General features: G+C 42.6%; 15 protein-coding genes. 4 read left to right on the top strand and 11 right to left on the bottom strand.

Annotated elements, in window-relative coordinates:
- Nucleotides 1-36: 36 nt before the first annotated feature.
- From AC1RRY_RS10970 to AC1RRY_RS10950, 5 genes are all read right to left on the bottom strand, one after another.
- Nucleotides 37-606, bottom strand: coding sequence for a precorrin-2 dehydrogenase/sirohydrochlorin ferrochelatase family protein (locus AC1RRY_RS10970; protein WP_492820903.1), 570 nt, complete (start codon nt 604-606; stop codon nt 37-39).
- A 1-nt stretch (nt 607) separates the two neighbouring features.
- On the bottom strand, nt 608-1099 hold the full coding sequence (locus AC1RRY_RS10965; RefSeq protein ID WP_492820905.1) for a GAF domain-containing protein: 492 nt from the start codon (nt 1097-1099) through the stop codon (nt 608-610).
- Between the two features lie 35 nt (nt 1100-1134).
- Nucleotides 1135-2169, bottom strand: coding sequence for an Atu2307/SP_0267 family LLM class monooxygenase (locus AC1RRY_RS10960; protein WP_492820907.1), 1035 nt, complete (start codon nt 2167-2169; stop codon nt 1135-1137).
- Between the two features lie 18 nt (nt 2170-2187).
- On the bottom strand, nt 2188-2697 hold the full coding sequence (locus AC1RRY_RS10955) for a hypothetical protein (RefSeq protein ID WP_492820909.1): 510 nt from the start codon (nt 2695-2697) through the stop codon (nt 2188-2190).
- Between the two features lie 80 nt (nt 2698-2777).
- Nucleotides 2778-3572, bottom strand: a complete 795-nt coding sequence (locus AC1RRY_RS10950; RefSeq protein WP_492820911.1) for a (Fe-S)-binding protein — start codon at nt 3570-3572, stop codon at nt 2778-2780.
- 366 nt (nt 3573-3938) lie between these two features.
- Here AC1RRY_RS10950 and AC1RRY_RS10945 point away from each other — a divergent pair, with 366 nt between their 5' ends.
- The 3 genes from AC1RRY_RS10945 to AC1RRY_RS10935 all read left to right on the top strand — a co-directional run bounded on the left by AC1RRY_RS10945 (nt 3939) and on the right by AC1RRY_RS10935 (nt 7578).
- Nucleotides 3939-4835 (top strand): helix-turn-helix transcriptional regulator, encoded by an 897-nt coding sequence (locus tag AC1RRY_RS10945; protein WP_492820913.1) that lies wholly within the window; start codon nt 3939-3941, stop codon nt 4833-4835.
- A gap of 124 nt (nt 4836-4959) precedes the next feature.
- Nucleotides 4960-5094, top strand: coding sequence for a hypothetical protein (locus AC1RRY_RS10940; protein WP_492820915.1), 135 nt, complete (start codon nt 4960-4962; stop codon nt 5092-5094).
- A gap of 51 nt (nt 5095-5145) precedes the next feature.
- Nucleotides 5146-7578, top strand: coding sequence for a TonB-dependent receptor (locus AC1RRY_RS10935; protein WP_492820917.1), 2433 nt, complete (start codon nt 5146-5148; stop codon nt 7576-7578).
- A 211-nt stretch (nt 7579-7789) separates the two neighbouring features.
- Here the strand turns inward: AC1RRY_RS10935 and AC1RRY_RS10930 are convergent, their stop codons facing one another.
- From AC1RRY_RS10930 to AC1RRY_RS10905, 6 genes are all read right to left on the bottom strand, one after another.
- Entirely contained in the window at nt 7790-9235 is a 1446-nt protein-coding gene (locus tag AC1RRY_RS10930; protein ID WP_492820919.1) for an efflux transporter outer membrane subunit, read from the bottom strand.
- Entirely contained in the window at nt 9222-12374 is a 3153-nt protein-coding gene (locus tag AC1RRY_RS10925; protein ID WP_492820921.1) for an efflux RND transporter permease subunit, read from the bottom strand. Before AC1RRY_RS10925 ends, AC1RRY_RS10930 begins: the two co-directional genes overlap by 14 nt.
- A gap of 11 nt (nt 12375-12385) precedes the next feature.
- Nucleotides 12386-13522: an efflux RND transporter periplasmic adaptor subunit gene (locus tag AC1RRY_RS10920; protein WP_492820923.1), complete on the bottom strand. Its 1137-nt coding sequence runs from the start codon at nt 13520-13522 to the stop codon at nt 12386-12388.
- A 262-nt stretch (nt 13523-13784) separates the two neighbouring features.
- Entirely contained in the window at nt 13785-14132 is a 348-nt protein-coding gene (locus tag AC1RRY_RS10915) for a hypothetical protein (RefSeq protein WP_492820925.1), read from the bottom strand.
- 350 nt (nt 14133-14482) lie between these two features.
- Complete coding sequence (gene glgP / locus AC1RRY_RS10910) at nt 14483-16129, bottom strand: alpha-glucan family phosphorylase (RefSeq protein ID WP_492820927.1); 1647 nt, start codon at nt 16127-16129, stop codon at nt 14483-14485.
- A 113-nt stretch (nt 16130-16242) separates the two neighbouring features.
- On the bottom strand, nt 16243-17493 hold the full coding sequence (locus AC1RRY_RS10905) for a glutamate-5-semialdehyde dehydrogenase (protein ID WP_492820929.1): 1251 nt from the start codon (nt 17491-17493) through the stop codon (nt 16243-16245).
- 92 nt (nt 17494-17585) lie between these two features.
- Here AC1RRY_RS10905 and AC1RRY_RS10900 point away from each other — a divergent pair, with 92 nt between their 5' ends.
- Entirely contained in the window at nt 17586-19070 is a 1485-nt protein-coding gene (locus AC1RRY_RS10900) for a DUF4301 family protein (protein ID WP_492820931.1), read from the top strand.
- The last annotated feature ends 3 nt before the right edge of the window (nt 19071-19073 follow it).

Below are 19073 nucleotides of genomic sequence, written 5' to 3'. Positions count from 1 at the left end.
CAATAAAAAATGCGGATGAGTTATCATCCGCATTTTTTATTGGTTGCGCATCACCTTAGTAATCTCGTTCAGTTTCTGTACTTTTTCCTGAAAATCACCCTTTAGTTTGTTTCTGATAGCCTGCAGGTTATCGAGGGTTTCCTGTAGATTATCCGGTAGGATATCTTCCAGCATTTCCCTGAATCGCTTGGCAAAAGTCGGCGATTTGCCATTGGTTGAAATGGCTATTTTTAAATCATCTTTTTGAACGACCGAGCTCAGGTAAAAATCACAGAGGTCGGGCGTATCAGCTATATTTACCAGAATTTTCCTTGCCTTGCAATCTGTTTGTATCTGTTGATTTACAGCTTTGTCGTCAGTTCCTGCAATTACAATATCAATGCCGTCCAGGTATTTACTATCATATTTTTCAAAAATCAGGGTCAAATCGTGGCTTTGTGTCATGTCTCTGATTTCATCTCTGATTTCGGGGGCAACCAGTGTGATTTTTGCCTGAGGTGAATTTCTTAACACGGCTTCCAGTTTTTCTAAACCGACATTCCCGCCCCCCACAATCAATGTATGCAGGTGCTCAAGTTTCAGAAATATGGGAAACAGCGTGTTCATATCAAACCGTTAAAGTCTTTTCCAATAGTTGCATCATTTTTTCCAGGCCTTCTTTGTCAACTTCCGAAAAATCATTCAGTTGATCACTGTCTACGTCCAGCACCATTAGCACATTGCCGCTGTGATCAAAAACCGGTACGACAATCTCTGATTTCGAAGCTGAGCTGCAGGCAATATGCCCGGGGAACTCATCTACATTGGGTACAATTACCGTTTCTTTTGTGCTATAACAGTATCCGCATACTCCTTTATCGAAATTGATGCGTGTACAGGCAATTGGCCCCTGAAATGGACCCAGCACCAACTGGTTTTCTTTTGTGATATAGAACCCTACCCAAAAGAAACCGAAAGCCTCTTTCAGAACGGCGGCTATATTGGCCAGATTGGCAATGGTATTGGTTTCAGTGCTAATTAGCCCTTCTACCTGTGGCAACAGGCTGTCATAAATTTCCTTTCGTGAGGCTGTCTGTGGTATATATAAGTTCTCGGCCATAAATTTATTTTTCCTTAAAAATGCGGTTGTCTATCTCAGCCTTTCAAAGTTTTTTTCACCTCAGGGGCTACTACTGTACCAAACAATTCAATGGCTTTCAGGATTTTGGTGTGTGGAATATCTCCCTTCACCATTTGCGCCAGAAAACGTGTATGCCCGAAAAGCTCTGACTGATAGAGAATTTTGTCGATTACCTGCTGCGGGCTACCTACAAACAAGGGGCCATCCGGCAAACACAAGAGTTCAAAATGTTCACGCGTAATGGGCGACCAACCGCGTTCTTTGCCTACCCGGTTCATCAGTTTTTCGTAAGACGGCCAGAACTCGTCTTCTGCCTGTTGAGAGGTATCGGCAATATAAAACTGTGAGTTGATACCCAATTGAAAAGTAGACGGTTCATGCCCGGCCTCTTTGAACGACTGCTTGTACAGATTCACGAAAGGTACATACTGGCTGGGTCTGCCACCCAAAATGGCCAGTGTCATGGGCAGATTCATTTTACCGGCTCTGATAGCCGATGCCGGAGTACCACCAACTGCGAGCCAGATAGGTAATGACTCCTGAATTGGCCTTGGATAAACGCCCAGTTTATGAATAGGCGCTCTGAATTTTCCTTTCCAGCTAATAATTTCCGACTGGTTGATTTTAGCGAGTAATTCGAGTTTTTCTACAAACAACTCGTTGTAATCCTGCAAATCGTAACCAAACAAGGGAAAAGACTCTGTAAATGAACCCCGACCGGCCAGAATCTCTGCCCTGCCGTTAGAAATGAGGTCGAGTGTTGAAAAGTTCTGAAATGTCCGTACAGGGTCGGCAGAACTTAAAACAGTTACTGAACTTGACAGACGTATATTTTTGGTGACTGCGGCAATGGCAGCTAGTGCTACTTCGGGTGCTGAAATAATAAAATCAGGGCGATGATGCTCGCCTACTGCAAATACATCCAGACCGACTTCGTCGGCCAGTTTGCCCTCTGCAATTAATTCCTGCATGCGTTCACGGGCATTAATTGCCTTACCTGCTACACCATCGGGGTTTACTTCTCCGAATGTACTGATACCTAATTCCATGTGAATTGCTGTGGAGTTTTATTGAGATAAAGCCTCTGAATGGTTGAAAAATCTTTTCAGATAACTGTCTGAAGCTTTTACCTGCCATTTAGTTGATAAGTCAGCAAGTGTATGAATATTGTTATTATTAACAAAAACGATTGTATTTGTAGTAATCTGTCTGTTTTCTACTGCCTTTTTGGGCTGAAATATTGAAAAGCTTTTAATCTCATCGTTCTCCCAATAAGTTTGCGAGCGGTCGAAAAAGTCTACATTCAATTCGGCACCCAGTTCTTTAAACCAACGCGTAGATGCATCTATTGAACAGCCACTGGCCTCGTACTGGTTTTCATCAAGAGCAATGACCACGAAACGATTAAAGAATACTTTTACAGAGGCTAACAGCGCCGTTCCATGCGCTGCCCATTTGGTTACTGCAGGTTTTAGTGTGGTTTCAATGACAGAAACTTCGGTATTGCTTAGTGTACGATTGGCCTGGTATATCCAGATACGTGCACTTTGAGGGACTTGTTCAAAAGAAATATACATACTACAGGTTTTTATTCTGTTAAGTAAACATTCAATCTGCCTGTAAAAGTTCTTTGTATGAAACAACAAATGTAGAAGCCTTAAAGCGTCTGAAGCAGCAATTCAGCCAGGTCATACACTTTCACTTCATGTTCTTTTTCTTTGTTTTTCACGCCGTCAGACATCATCACCATACAAAACGGACAAGCTACTGCAATGGTTTTGGCTCCGGTTGCCAGTGCTTCTTCAATGCGTTCTACGTTAATATCTTTAAAGCCTTTTTCGGGTTCTTTGAACATCTGGCCGCCTCCGGCGCCACAGCACAGGCCGTTGGTACGGCAGCGTTTCATTTCTACCAGATCGGCATCGAGGGTTGCCAGTAGCTGGCGGGGAGCTTCATAAACTTCATTCGCCCGACCCAGATAGCACGAATCGTGGAAAGTAATCCGCTGGCCCTTGAATGTACCACCGCCTTCAATTTTCACACGGCCATCGTTGATTAACTGTTGCAGGTATTGGGAATGATGTATTACCTCATACGTGCCGCCTAGTTCAGGATATTCGTTTTTTAGTGTATTGAAACAATGCGGACAGGCAGTTACTATTTTTTTGACTCCGTAGCCGTTAAGTACCTGAATATTCTGCTGAGCAAGCATCTGGAAAGTAAATTCATTTCCGGCCCTGCGAGCTGGGTCGCCGGTGCAACTTTCTTCCGTGCCTAATACAGCAAAATTGACTCCGATTTTATTGAGAATCTTGACAAAAGCAATGGTTACTTTCTTGTAGCGGTCGTCAAACGAACCGGCACACCCCACCCAGAAGAGCACTTCGGGTTCTTGCCCGTTTGCTGCCATTTCTGCCATGGTTGGCACTTTATATTCAATAGTATCTGCCATAGTTTTAGTGTTAAGCACCACAGCTATGCGGTGGCATAAAGCAAAAATAGTATGCTTGCATAATATTTGCAATAGTGGATACAAATATTATTGCCGGCGTGTATTGCATTGAGGTACCATTTGAGAGTCAGTGAATAAATTCACCGGCTATTTTAACAATGGTTTCATTGCCAATGCTGACTTAAGTCAGCAAATATTCAATAAAAAATCCTTTGTTTGAATAATCACTGTATTCATTTTGTGAAAATGATAGCATGCATAGAGTACACCCGCTTGTCATTCCTCTACAATAATAGCCATTTATCAAAAACTGACTTACAATCGACTGAAATCATTGTTTCTTTGGAAATTATTTAAAGGGAACTCATGATTCAGTTATTCAACGAACAAAGGAATACATTTGATGTGATGCGGATAAATGAAAATTCGTTGATTTTTTCGTCTTTGAGTCAGTTTTACCAACCTGTTAAATCGGAAGGGTTTGCCATTAAATATGTAGTGGAGGGAGTAGAAAGATATCAATTGAATGGTAAGAGTTATCCGATTGAAGCCGGGAGATACCTACTTACAAACGATACCTGCGAGGGAAGTGTAGAAATAGAAGACCACAGGAATGTGAAGGGAATATGTATTAATGTGTATCCGCATCTGATTGCCGAAGCAATTGCCAGCCAACGACGACCCGATACTGCTTTCAGCGATGGTGAACTGGGACAATTTCTGGTTTCGAATCATTTTTTTGAGAGCGAATATCAGGATACACAAACGCATCTGGGAAAATACCTGAGATACCTGACCGCAAAAGTGTGTGAGGGAGAGGTGGCTGAGGAAAATATATCGAACGAGTTTTTCTATACAATTTCAGAAAAAATAATCGAAGACCAGATTCCGGTTTTCAGACAATTGCAGGCTATCCCAAGCCTTAAACTTGCTACTAAAAAGGATTTATACAGAAGATTGCACCGCGGCCGTGAGTTTATTGATTCTTATTTTGCACTACCTCTATCAATCAATGTCATTGCAAAGGAGGCCTGCATGTCGGAATACCATTTTTTCAGACTCTTCAAGATAGCTTTTGGTTTGTCGCCCAATCAGTATATGATCCGGAAACGTCTGGAATATGGTTTGAACATCTTAAAACAGGACAGACTCTCGGTTTCCATAGCTGCCACTGAATCGGGGTTTGCTGATATACATACCTTCAGTAAGGCATTCAAAAAATATTTCGGTTTTTCACCTTCCAACCTCAGTAAGAAAAAATAATTCCAAAGAATGATCCGGCTGATTCATCGATAAATTCTGAAAATTAGCAGAATTTGACAAAGTATTTTTGTAAACCATTGGTAGTTTTGAGTGAGAAATCATGTAACAAAAAACGATTACAACTATGAAAAAACAAGAAGAATTTATTCAATCAAAAATGTTTAAGGTTTTGGTGGGTATTTCAATAGTGTATAGCGCTATCGCCATATTTAAAGCAGGCTACGCAACCGGACAATGGCTTTTTGTAGTGCTTAAATGAACCTATACAGCATTTCTTATTTTATACTTTATTTAAACACACATCAAAATTATGTACAAAAAGCTATTACTAGTATTACTCATCAGCATTTCGGCTAAAGCACAAAACGGAAACATTAAGGGTACTGTAAAAAACGACAAAAGCGAAGCCATTGTAGGGGCAACCGTTATTCTCTCAAAATTCCCGAAGGGCAGCATTGTTAAATCTTCTTTTACCGATGTCGATGGTAAATTTGAGTTTGAAAAATTGAAATCAGATTCACTTGAAATCTCAGTCAGTTTTGTAGGTATGGGTAAGTATGTTTCAGGCAAGATTAATCTAAGTGAGCAGAACCCGATTATTGATTTGGGTACCATTACTCTCGCCGATACCGATAACCAATTGCAGGAAGTGGCCGTAACGGCTCAAAAGGCGTTTGTAGTACAGAAAATTGACCGCACGGTTGTAAACCCCGATGCCCTGATAAGCAATGCTGGGGTAACCTCACTGGAAGTGCTGGAAAAAGCCCCGGGAGTAACGGTAGATGTAAACGGGAATATTTCATTGAGGGGTAAAAGCGGGGTAGTAGTTTTTGTAGACGATAAACCCACCTATCTATCGGCTTCGGATCTGGCCAATTTTCTGCGAACCATTCCTTCTTCAACCATTGAGTCTATCGAAATCATGCCTAATCCTCCGGCCAAATATGATGCAGCCGGTAATTCAGGTGTAATTAATATCCGACTGAAGAAAAACGTGGCTAAAGGTATGAATGGCGGTTTGAACCTGTCTTACGGTCAGGGTCAAAATCTGCGCACCAACAACAGTTTTAATTTCAACTACCGTATCAATAAATTCAACTTCTTTTCAAATCTGAGTGTCAACCAAAATAATACTTATCAGGATTTGACTATTACCCGGAAGTATTTTACCGAGCAGGGGCAACTAAGTTCTACTTTTGTTCAGAATTCATACATCAGGCCTTCAAACGGAAGCCGGAATCTGAGATTGGGAGCCGACTATTACGTAACCAAGAAAACTACGTTGGGCATAGCTTTGAGCGGATTCATTAATCCGTCAAGCCGGAATGTGAAAAATACGGCCGTTATCAGAGACGGGCAGGGAACGGTTACCGGTTTGGTAGATGCTTATAATCCGATGGACATTCTGTTTAAGAACGGAAGTGTGAACCTGAACATGACGCACCAACTGGATACTAAGGGGAGGGAGATTTCGGCTAATGTCGATAATATCGTGTATAAATCGACCATTGAACAGGTGCTTGAAAACAGCAATCTGAATCCTGACGGCAGTCTGGTGAATAAATCAGTTCTGGCTTCGAACCTGCCTTCTGATATCAGCATCAGGGCCTTTAAAGTGGATTATCTGCATCCATTAACAAAAGGTGGCAGAGTGGAAGCTGGCGCCAAAACCAGTTTCGTAAAAACAGGAAATATTGCCGATTTCTTTGATGTAGTTGATGGTCAGGAACAACCAAATTATACATTCTCGAATAATTTCCAATACAAAGAGAATATCAATGCGGCTTACGCCAATTACTCAAGAGATTTCAAGAAAGTGTCGGTTCAGTTAGGCTTACGTATTGAAAATACTAACATAACCGGAAATCAGCTGGGAAATATAGTAGTGAAAGATTCGTCGTTCAAGCGGAACTATACCAATCTGTTCCCTACTTTTTATACTCAGTATAGAGTTGATTCTGCTTCTAAACATGTGGTTGGGCTATCCATCGGCCGGAGGATTGACCGCCCGAATTATAAAGACATGAATCCGTTTACGTATCCGATGGATCGCTTTACGTATTATGGAGGTAATCCATTTTTGCAACCGACATTCTCTTATAATGTAGAGTTATCTTATACCTACAATAGTTTCGTTACCGCTACGCTGCAATACAGCAAAATCGAAAACGTGATTTCGGAAACTAATGAGCAAAGAGGTAATATCTACTACAGTCGCCCGGGTAATTTTGCCAAGCAGGTATCGTATGGATTGGAAGTGAACGGCTCGTATCCGATTACAAAATGGTGGACATTGCAACTCTATACTGCCTATTTGAACAATACATATGAAGGGCCAATTTATACCGAGATGCTTAACGAATCGCGCTGGTTTTGGGTAGCAGTACCGACCAATCAGTTTATAATCAATAAAAAATGGAGTGCTGAGTTGGCAGGCTCATATCAGACAAAAGTATTGTCGGGGCAGTTTCTGGTAATTCCGATTGGCTCGATAAGAGCAGGGGTTTCGACCAAAATTATGAAAGACAAAGGAACACTCAAACTGAATGTGAACGATATTTTCTATACCAATCAGGTGGGAGGAGATATCCGGAACATCAAGAATGCGGCTGCCAGCTGGTTCAGCTATCTGGATACGCGCGTAGTAACGTTGTCGTTTTCGTATCGATTCAACAAAGGCCAGAACCTGAAATTACGCCAGAGCGGTGGCTCGGATAGCGAGCAGAAGCGTGTGAAGGCGTAACGACCCCACCCTGCCCTCCCCAACAATGGGGAGGGTAAAAAAAGTCCTTCTCCCCACTGTCGGGGCGACCGTCGCACAGAGGGAAATTTAGAGAATAGGGCGGCCACCGCTGCGGTTGTTTGGTGCTAAATATTATATTGGTACTTCTTGACTTTTTAAACACCCTCGAGTAAGAGTCCCCTCCCCACAGTTGGGGAGGGTTAGGGTGGGGTCATATAACATTCTTCCAACCGCCGCCTAAAGCTCTATAAAGCCCGATGACACCGTCAAACTGGCTTTTGCGAAGGTTAATCAATTCTATTTGTGCCTGTAAGGCATTTTTTTGTGCTGTTATTACTTCCAGATAAGTGGCTCGTCCGAATCTGAATAAATCTATCGAAGTATTAATTGATACCTTCAACACTTCTACTTCTTTTGATTTTAACTCATAGATTTCGTTAGTGTTCTCAATCAGATTCAGATAATTGTAAACTTCAGTGAAACCGCTCACGATGGTCTTTCTGTAATTGGTATAGGCAATTTTTTGATCGGCCTCAGAAGCCATTAGTTCGGCAATTAACTGACGTCTGTTGAGCAAAGGGGCAAACAAACCACCTGCCACATTGTACGCAAACGAGCCCGGATTGAAGAGCACCGCAGCTCTGAATGCCTGCAAGCCCATACTGCCATTGATATTGAGCGACGGATAAAAGGCGGCTTTAGCTGAATAAATATCAGCATCGGTAGCAATTAAATCAAACTCAGCTTGCTTGATATCCGGTCGGTTTTCCAGTAATTGTGAGGGCACACCCGCTGAAAGTTTTGGAGGAATCACGTTTTCCCAGGCTACAGTTTTGCGCTCAATGTGTTGCGGGAATCGACCCAACAGAAAATTGATTTTATTTTCGTTTTCAATAATTTTCTGTTTTACTTCCACTTTCAACGATTGAGAACTAAGTAGTTGTGCACTCATTAACTCAACGCCTAACTGATTGGCTTGGCCGGCCTGTTTCATTAACTTTACAATGTCCAGCGCTTCCTGTTGCAGACGGATGTTGTCTTCCAGAATCTTCTGTTCATTGTCCAGAATCAGTAATTCAAAATACGCATCTGCTATTTCGGAGATAAGAGAGGTAATCACCAGATTCCGGCCATGCTCGCTGGCCATGAAGCGGGCGGCAGCTGCTTTCTTTTTACTTTTGAGTTTACCCCACAGGTCAACTTCCCACGATGATTGCAGACCAACGAAATAATCCGGTACATGTGGAGATGGTAGTTGTTGTTTATTATCCAGATTGGTAGAAAACTGTGTGTCGTAGTTACCCACACCATCAATGGTATAATTACCAAACTTACGTACCCCCGCCGACAGCGCAGCAGATAAATCGGGCATGTCAATACCTTGTGTGAAACGTACACCTGCACGAGCCAACTCAACGTTTTGGATGGCAATCCGTAAATCGAAATTGTTTTTCAAGGCGGTATCTATCAGCGCTGTCAATGCAGGGTCTGCAAAAAACTCATTCAGCGTTGCCAGCTGGTTAGAAACCGTATCTGTCTTAGCGCTGAATTGCTGCGGTAGGTTTACAGGTTTATGTTCAGGTACATTCTGTTTGATTTTACAGCCACCTAAAAAGACGGCTGCAATCAGGGTATAAATATATTTAGGCTTCAGCATAAGATTCTTCAGAGATTTTTTTTGCGTTTTTCTTACGATTTATTTTACCTGCAAAAATGATGTATAGTCCAGGGATAACTATCACACCGAATATGGTTCCGAAAAGCATACCCCCTGCGGCCGCAGTACCGATGGTTTTGTTACCAATAGCACCTGCACCCGAGGCAAACATCAGCGGGATCAGACCTGCCACAAAGGCAAAGGAGGTCATGAGGATAGGCCTGAAACGGGCTACCGCACCACCAATGGCTGCTTCCAGTACCGATTTGCCTTCTTTTTGCTGGAGCACGGCAAACTCAACAATCAGGATGGCGTTTTTACCCAGCAAACCTATGAGCATTACCATAGCCACCTGCGCATAGATGTTGTTTTCCAGACCAAATAGATACAGGAAGAACAGCGAACCGAATACCCCCACCGGCAAAGACAAAATAACCGGCAATGGCAGCATGAAACTCTCATATTGGGCTGCCAGCAACAGATATACGAATAAGAGACAGATGATAAAGATGAAGATTACCTGATTACCAGACAGTACCTCTTCGCGGGTCATACCTGACCATTCATAAGTATAGCCGCGCGGCAGTTTCTCTTTCGCTACTTCTTCAATGGCACGAATGGCATCACCACTACTGTAACCATCAGCGGCGTCACCGTTCAGCATCGCCGAAACATACATGTTGTAACGGGTCAGCTGCTCAGGGCCATACACGCGTTCAATACGGCTGAAAATAGAGTAAGGCACCATTTCACCATTTTTATTCTTGATACGCAGTTTCATGATGTCTTCCGGCTGGGCACGATATTTAGGATCGGCCTGAATCATTACCTTGTACATCTGCCCGAAGAGAATGAAGTTGGTAGCATAGAAACTACCGATGAGCGATTGCAGGTTACTCATGGCATTATCAACCGAAATGCCTTTTTTTGCTGCCATATCCTGATCCACATGGATGAGATACTGCGGGAAGTTAGGGTTGAAACTCGAGAACACCTCTTTTATCTCAGGGCGTTTGCGAAGTTCTTCCATAAAATCCCCGGCTATTTCTGCTGTTTTCTGCAGGTCGCCTGAGCCGGTTTTATCCAGCAAACGCATTTCAAAGCCACTGGCATTACCGAAGCCCGGCACGGCAGGTGGAGGGAAAAACTGAATTTCTGCGCCTTTGATATGTCTGGTTTTTTCAATTAACTGCTCAATAATATCATCAGCAGTGGCTTTTCTTTCGCTCCATGCTTTTAGGTTAATGGTACTCATACCGAACGATGCACCCACACCGTCGGTCATCATACTAAAGCCGGAAAGACTTGAGATTGATTCAACTTCCGGCATTTTCTGTGCTATGCGGTCAATTTCATTCATTACTCCTTCGGTTCGCTCTAATGTGGCGCCTACAGGAGTAGTTACATTGACATAAACAGTACCCTGATCTTCGGTCGGGATAAAGCTGGTAGGTAATACCTTGCCTACACCCCAGGTACCTGCACAGAATCCGGCTAGTACTAATACAGTAACCAAACGGCGGTTGGCTATAATTCTTAGCAGGCCTTTGTATCGGTCTGAGAGTTTATCATAACTTCTGTTGAATCCATCAAAGAATTTCGTCAGCAGGTTGTTCTTTTTCTTTTCGTGATGCGGATTTTTCAGCATCAATGCACAAAGGGCAGGAGTAAGCGTAAGGGCATTTACACCCGAAATGACAATGGAGATTGCCATTGTGACCGAGAACTGTCTGTAGAACACACCCACAGGCCCTGACAGAAACGCCACAGGTACGAATACGGCTGACATAACCAAGGTGATGGCAATAATGGCGCTACTGATTTCTCCCATTGATTCTATGGTGGCTTCCCGTGGTCCCAAATCCTTTTCTTCCATTTTGGCGTGTACCCCTTCTACCACCACAATGGCGTTGTCGACCACGATACCGATAGCCAGCACAAGCGCAAAAAGTGTAAGCAGATTGATGGAGAACCCAAACAATTGCATAAACGCAAAAGTACCTACCAATGAAACCGGAACGGCCAGTACCGGAATAAGCGTAGAGCGGAAATCCTGCAGGAATAAGAACACTACTATGGCCACTAAAATAAAGGCCTCAATCAGGGTTTTGATTACTTCATGAATAGAAGCATCTAAGAAGCGTGAAACGTCATAACTTACGGTGTAAGTCATGCCGGGCGGGAAAGTTGTTTCTTTCAGGAACTCTAAACGGGATTTGATATTCTCGATTACCTCACTTGCATTAGAGCCCGGTCTTTGTTTTAATACAATGGCAGCCGATGGCTTGCCGTTTTCTTTCGATAGTACGTCATAGTCCAGAGAACCGAATTCAAGATCTGCCACGTCTTTCAAACGCAGCAATTCACCGTTATCTGAAGCCTTAATTACAATGTTTTCGTATTGCTCTTTCTGGGTCATTTTACCCGTATAGCGCAATACATATTGAAGCGATTGTGCCTGACGGCCGGAGCTTTCTCCGATTTTGCCGGGAGCTGCCTCAACGTTCTGCGCTTTGAGAGCCGTGATGATGTCTTCTGCTGATATTTCGTAGGCATCCATACGGGCAGGTTTCAGCCATACGCGCATGGCGTATTCACGTGAGCCCATGATATCGACAAACCCTACTCCGTCAATTCTTTTCAACTCGGCAAGAACATTGATATCGGCAAAGTTGTAAATGAATTTTTCGTCAAGTGAGGTATCAGAGCTAATCAGGTTGATGTACATCAACATACTGTTCACCTCTTTTTCGGTCGATACCCCGGCTTTGATTACTTCTTCGGGTAACTCGTCGAGCACGGTGGTAACGCGGTTCTGTACGTTTACCGCGGCTACGTCAGGGTCAGTTCCTACTTCAAAATATACCTGTATGATACTGGTGCCGTCGTTACCCGACACCGAGGTCATGTAGGTCATGCCCGGCACACCGTTGATGGCTCTTTCGAGAGGTGTAACAACAGCCTTAGCACACACTTCGGCATTGGCGCCGGTATATTTGGTAATAACTGAAACCGCAGGAGGAGCAATATCAGGATATTGGGTAATGGGTAAACCAACCATTGCCAGAACACCTAACAGTACAATAAATATAGATATAACCAACGACAGAACCGGTCGGTTAATGAAATTTGTAAACATGTCAATCAGGGTTAGTTTGAGGCGTTGCTTGCCACAAGGTCTTTAGATATTTCGTTCATTTCCACAAACTGTGGCTCTACTGTCATGCCATCTTTGATGTTCTGAATACCTTCATAGATGATTTTGTCGTCAGGCGATAAACCTGATTCTATGATATAGAAGTGAGGCATCCGGCTGTTGGTAGAAATGAGTTTGATCTTGACCTTATTGCTTTTGTCAATCACGTAGACATACATCTTGTCCTGAATTTCGAATGTAGCTTTCTGCGGAATAATAAGTGCGTTTTTGTATTTTCGCAGCAGGCGCACTCTACCACTGGCACCGTGTTTCAGAATCTTATCAGGATTACTGAACCGGGCACGGAAAGCAATATTGCCTGTGCTTTGCTCTATTTCGCCTTCTGTGGTTTCTATTCTTCCCTTAAACGGGTGCTCTTCACCGTTGGCCAATATGAGTGTCACGTTTTTTGACTGCTCGCCATCCGTTTTAAGCCCATTGGCATAATTGAGATACTCTTTTTCTGAGACGTCGAAATAAGCAAATACCTCATCGTTTTTAGAAATATTTGTAAGTAAAGTACCGTCTTCGATTAAACTTCCTGGTTTGTTCGGAATACGATTGACAATGCCACTGAACGGGGCTTTTACCTGTGTATAGGTAAGCTGTATTTTGGCAGAGGTTTCATGAGCCTGGGCTTCTTCTACTCTGGCTTTAGCCAACTCAACCTTATTTTTTGCCATTTCTAACTCAGTATTTGAAACGACATTCTTGTCTACCAGTTGTTTCACATTTTTCAATTCCAGCTCTGCCGCTTTCAGTTCAGTAACAGTGCTTTTGAGTGCTGCAGAAGCTTTCAGGATGTTTTCGTTTATCTCAGGGTTATTGATAGTAAATAATACCTGGCCCTGTTTTACATACTTACCCTCATCTATATAGATATTATCGAGGTACCCTTTGATCCTCGCCCTGATTTCGACGTTCTGCACAGCGTTAATCTCTGCAACGTAGTCGATAGGCAATGTGGTGTCAATGGCAATAGGCGATGTAACCGGAAATTTTTCCCTCTCCTGTGTCTTTGTTTTGTCCTTATCGGACGTACAGGAAGATGCCAGAAATAGCATCGAAAGTGTGAATGTGAGATTTTTCATAAAGTTCTTTGGTGAGTCATGTTATTGTAAATAAAAGCGTGCATATGATTAAATTTATCGTATATAAATTGTTAATCCAAGTGATTCTTCGAAAGTCAAATTCTTTTATTAGAATCGTACAATGATATAGAAAGCAATAGCCCGACAAGGACTTTGCCATAAAAAAGAGCATCATTTTGAGCCGGAAGCTAACAGAATAGCCTAATAATGATATTATTCCGCAAAGAACCTTTGCGGTAGTGCAATAACATTAAAGGTAATCTTAAGCGAACAAACCGTTTTGTTCGGGAGGGGGAGTGTTGAGACCTAAGTAGACGTCGTGTACCAAAGAGGTGGAAGAAATAACTTCTTTACTTAAAGCTAAGTCGGTAACAATCGGATTAAAAATGCCGGCATTTAAATATTCTTCGGCATCTTCAACTCCATAAATGTTGGTTTCGAAAGAACAGCTATCCTCTATACTGATATCAATAGACAATTCCAGTTCATTTGTAGTCAATTCATAAATGCGGAATGCATCGCTTACGAATTGTCTGCAAATAAACAAGCACATCAGTAACAGTAAAAAATGTATCTGTATAGTGTTTTTTTTCTTATACACTGACTTCATGTCTTCTTTAGAAAAAGGATACTCGCTGTAAATATAGGTATAAACAACTAAGTTCAGAAATCCGGTTTAACTAAATAGCGAATTTTCTCTATCAATCAGGGCATTTACTCGACCAAAGTGACATGGATTGAATTTCTAAAAGATTAAAACGGAATTTGTTAAGATTGTTATTTTCCCTGTGGCAATTCTATTGAAAAAAGTGTGGAAAGTCACTGAATAAATTCGGTGACTGCAATAACCAAGGAAATTATTCTAATTAAAAAAGCCGACTTAAGTCGGCTGTAAAAGACAAATACCTTTGTTAAAATAGCAGGCGAATTTATTCGCTGACATCCCTAATCAAACAGTTTTTAATACACTTTTTCGTAGTATTCTGTAGCCATTCGATCTGAATCAAAAAAGGCATTTACATCGTTCATGCTCTGTAATATCATTTTCTGCCAGTCGGTAGGGTTATCATAATATATGGGCAGTATTTTATGTTCGAGCAAATCAAACAGATTGTTGATATCCTGATTGTCACGTTCCCATTCCGGATAACCCGGAGCCACGGGTATAACGAATGAGTTCTGGTCATTGGCAAATTCACATATCCAGCCATCAAAAGTTGAGAAATTGAGTGCTGCGTTCATAGCTGCAGTCATTCCGCTTGTGCCTGACGCCTCACGGGTCACTATCGGGGTGTTCAACCATACATCGGCTCCGTCCTTCAAAGTTTTAGATAAGGCCAGTTCGTAGCCTGTCAGTACCGCCATATTAGGAAACAGATGGCTCAGATAGTATAACTGATTAAAAGTATTGATAGCACCACCGTCAAAAGGATAAGGCTTACCCGCCCAGATAAACTGGATGGGGTATCGAGGGTTTCGCATCAACCTTTCGAATCGCTCGCGGTCTCTGGTGAGCAGGTCTGGTCGTTTATAGCCGGCAAAGCGTCTGGTCCATACAATGGTAAGTACCGTTGGGTCGAATAGTTTCCCGCATTGGTCGGCCACGGTTTTAAACAATGTCGTCTTTAATTCCTTTTTCCTTTCCGCTATCTTTTTAGAATCCGCTTTTTTTCTTGCTTTTTCAAGTATTTCATCCGCCCAGTAAAGATTATTCTGGGCATTGGTAACGTGCGTAATCTGACAGATGCCCTCATAGCTGCTCCACATGGTGCGAGATACGTCTCCATGCAATTTTGATACTGCATTGGCTTTTTTACTGAACCTGAGTGCTATCAGCGAATGATTGAAAATATTGTCTTTTATTCCGGTAATCTTTCTCACTTCGGTCAGAGGTATACCGTTAAAAAAGCTCATGCTGTCCAGCAGATTGATGTCGTGTTTATCGTTACCTGCTTCTTCGGGTGTATGCGTGGTAAATACTACGCTCTTTTTTACGTCAGTCGTGTTTCCCAATTTTTTATATAAATGGAAAACTCCGGATACCGCATGCGCCTCGTTCAGATGATAAACGTCAGGCTGGTAGTTGATCTCATCCAGAAATTTCATTCCTCCCAAACCCAGAATCATGCATTGTGCCAGTTTGGTTGTAGCATCCACATCGTAGAGGCGATAAGAGAGCGAACGTGCCCAGTCATCGTTTCCGGTGGTATCGGTGGTCAGAAAAAATAGGGGTACCGTACCAAAGGTTTGGGGAGGTAGGAAATAAGCCGCTATCCACACCGGTCGGTTTTGTATGGTTATCTGGAACCTTACGTCTGTATCTTTTAAAAAACTGTAGATTTTTTCACGAAACTGCACACCCATGCTGTTGTCAGTATTACGAACCTGGTCATAATAGCCGTACTTCCACAACATACCAATGCCAATGAGATTCTGCCTTAGCTGATAAGCGCTGCGCATGTGCGAACCTGCCAGAAAACCGAGCCCGCCCGAATAAGTTTTGAGTGCCTGGTCTATGGCAAATTCCATAGAAAAATAAGCAACTGATTTTTTGAATTTAGGCGTGAAAGCGTAAGGATGAGCAAACTGCTCAGGCAAATTCTTCATACTGCATCATGAGTTTGTGTGGCACAAAAGTAAGAACATTCTCTTTATTTGTATTTCTATAACGTTTATTCTCAGGCTTTTGTCTTTAACTGATTAAAAACACGTGCCACGCATTACCACCTCACCTGTCCGTTGCCGGTAACAACCCACTTTTCTGTAACCAGTTTTTCTAAAGCAAATGGCCCGCGGGCATGCAACTTTTGTGTAGAGATGCCGATTTCAGCACCTAAGCCGAATTGTCCGCCGTCAGTGAAGCGGGTAGAAGCATTATGATACACCGCTGCGGCGTCAACCTCAGATAAAAACTGATTGGCTAATGCCTGATTTTCAGTCAGGATAGCCTCCGAATGCCTTGATGAGTACTGTTGAATATGCGCCAGTGCTTCATTGATGCCGCTGACGGTTTTAATGGAAATTTTATAGTCAAGCCATTCTTTGCCAAAGTCTTCTGGTTGTGCCTCATGTAATTTTGTGTATCCTGCCTGTTTTAAAACCTCATATGCGGGAGCATCGGCATATACTTCTACATTCCATTTGGTGAAATCATCAATAAGCAATGGCAGAAAAGTATCGGCAATAGCTATGTCAACAATGGCGCAATCCAGAGAATTACAAACGGAAGGACGAGACACCCGCGCATTGACAATGATGTCTTTCGCTTTGGCAAGATCGGCCGTTTTTTCTACATAAGTGTGTACCACGCCTGCACCGGTTTCAATGGTGGGAATCAACGAGTTCTGCCGAACAAACTGGATGAGCGCATCTGAGCCTCTGGGAATAATAATATCTACAAAGCGGCTGGCTTTCAGCAATTCTTCTGTGAATTTCCTATCTGCAGGCAATAGCAATACTACGTCTTTAGAAACTCCCGATTCTTCTAACGCCTGATGAATGAGCCCTACCAGACACTGATTAGAATAATGTGCTTCTTTTCCTCCTTTTAAAACGCAGGCATTGCCCGAACGCAGGCACAGAGAAGCAACGTCTACCGTAACGTTAGGTCTTGATTCGTAAATAACGCCCACAACACCCATAGGCACGGCTAGTTTTTTTATAGTCAGGCCGTTTTCTAGTTGTTTTTCCAGCAGAATTTCGCCGGTCGGGTCAGGCAGTAAAGCTACTTCTCTCAAAGACTCGGCTAAGGATTGGATGCGGGCTTCATTTAGCAGAAGGCGGTCATATTTCGGGTCGGCTTTATCCATCAGGTCGAGGTCTTTTTTGTTCTCGACCATAATCAACTCTTTAGAATGCTCAATAAGGTCTGCAAGCCTGGTTAGTAACCGGCTTTTCTGTTCTGATGATAGATTTCGGATACCTGCTGATGCCAGTTGTGTAGCCTGAAGAAGAGGAAGAATGCTGTTCATAAATTTCACGGCAATGTATTGCCTTGCTACTAAATTTTTGTAAAATTACATCGCAATACTCACAAACAAAAGTATAAATACTCACAAGTGACATGTTCATCGAAAAAGACCTTGACAAGATAAAACACAGGGGCGCAAGCCTTGAAACAATTCAGCAGCAGATAGAAAACTTTAAAAATGGGTTTCCGTATCTGAATGTAATAAAAGCTGCAACTATCGGCGATGGCATTATCTCGCTTTCTGACGCACAGGCCGATAAGTATGCCGATTATTTTGATGAAAGAGCCAACGAACTGAAATTATTAAAGTTTGTTCCGGCATCTGGCGCTGCCACACGTATGTTTAAGTCCTTGTTTTCTGCCAAGGATGAAGGAAAGCTGGATAAATCGGTAAATGAGTTTCTGGAACGTCTGAAAGATTTTGCGTTTTATGACAAGCTGATAGAAAGCATAGGGGAAGAGTCTGCCGATTATAAGACTGTGCTGGAACACTTACTTACTGATGCAGGGCTGGATTACGGTAACCTTCCCAAGGGTCTTTTGCATTTCCATAGTTATAACAAGACATCGCGCACGCCAGTGGAAGAACACCTCGTTGAAGGTGCCAAATATGCCAACAGCAATAGAGAGGTAAGACTCCATTTTACTGTATCGCCCGAGCACAGAGAGAAATTCCGGACATTGATAGATTCTGTTTTGCCTAAATATGAAGCAGAACATGGGGTAAAATACAGTATCAGTTTTTCGGAGCAAAAGCCGTCTACAGATACCATCGCAGTAAATATTGATAATACACCGTTTCGCGCAGGGGATGATGAATTGCTGTTCAGGCCGGCAGGACATGGTGCTTTGATTGAAAATCTGAATGAACAGGATGCCGATATTATCTTTATCAAAAACGTAGACAATGTAGTGCCTGACCGCCTCAAGAAAGAAACCATATTGTATAAAAAGGCATTGGCCGGGGTGTTGCTGGAATATCAGGATAAAATATTTGCGTACCTTACTCAACTCTACAATGAACAAGTAGATGAAAACCTGCTAAGTGAAATACTGGATTTTCTGGAAACGAAATTGTGCACGCTTCCTCCTGAAGGATTCGGCAGCTATTCGTTTGACGCCAAAACTGATTACTGCAAACGTAAGCTGAACCGTCCGATTCGCTTGTGTGGTATGGTGAAAAACGTAGGAGAACCGGGTGGCGGACCGTTCTGGGCTAAAGATCCGGATAATTCTATATCACTGCAAGTGGTGGAATCAGCACAGATTGACTTGCAGAATGCCCTACAGAAAGAGATATTTGATAAAGCGACACACTTTAATCCGGTAGATCTGGTGTGTTCTGTAAAAGACTATAAGGGCAACAAGTTTAATTTGTTGCATTTTCGTGACCCGCAGACAGGGTTTATTACACAAAAATCGCAAAGTGGTAAAGACCTGAAAGCGCAGGAATTACCGGGTTTGTGGAACGGAGCGATGTCTGACTGGAACACGCTTTTTGTTGAAGTACCGCTCATTACTTTCAATCCGGTTAAAACGGTAAATGACTTATTAAGGAACGAGCATCAACCAGCCTGAAGG

This window comes from Emticicia sp. GW821-FHT11C11 (assembly GCF_058808615.1).
This window is presented reverse-complemented; position numbering and strand designations above follow the sequence as displayed.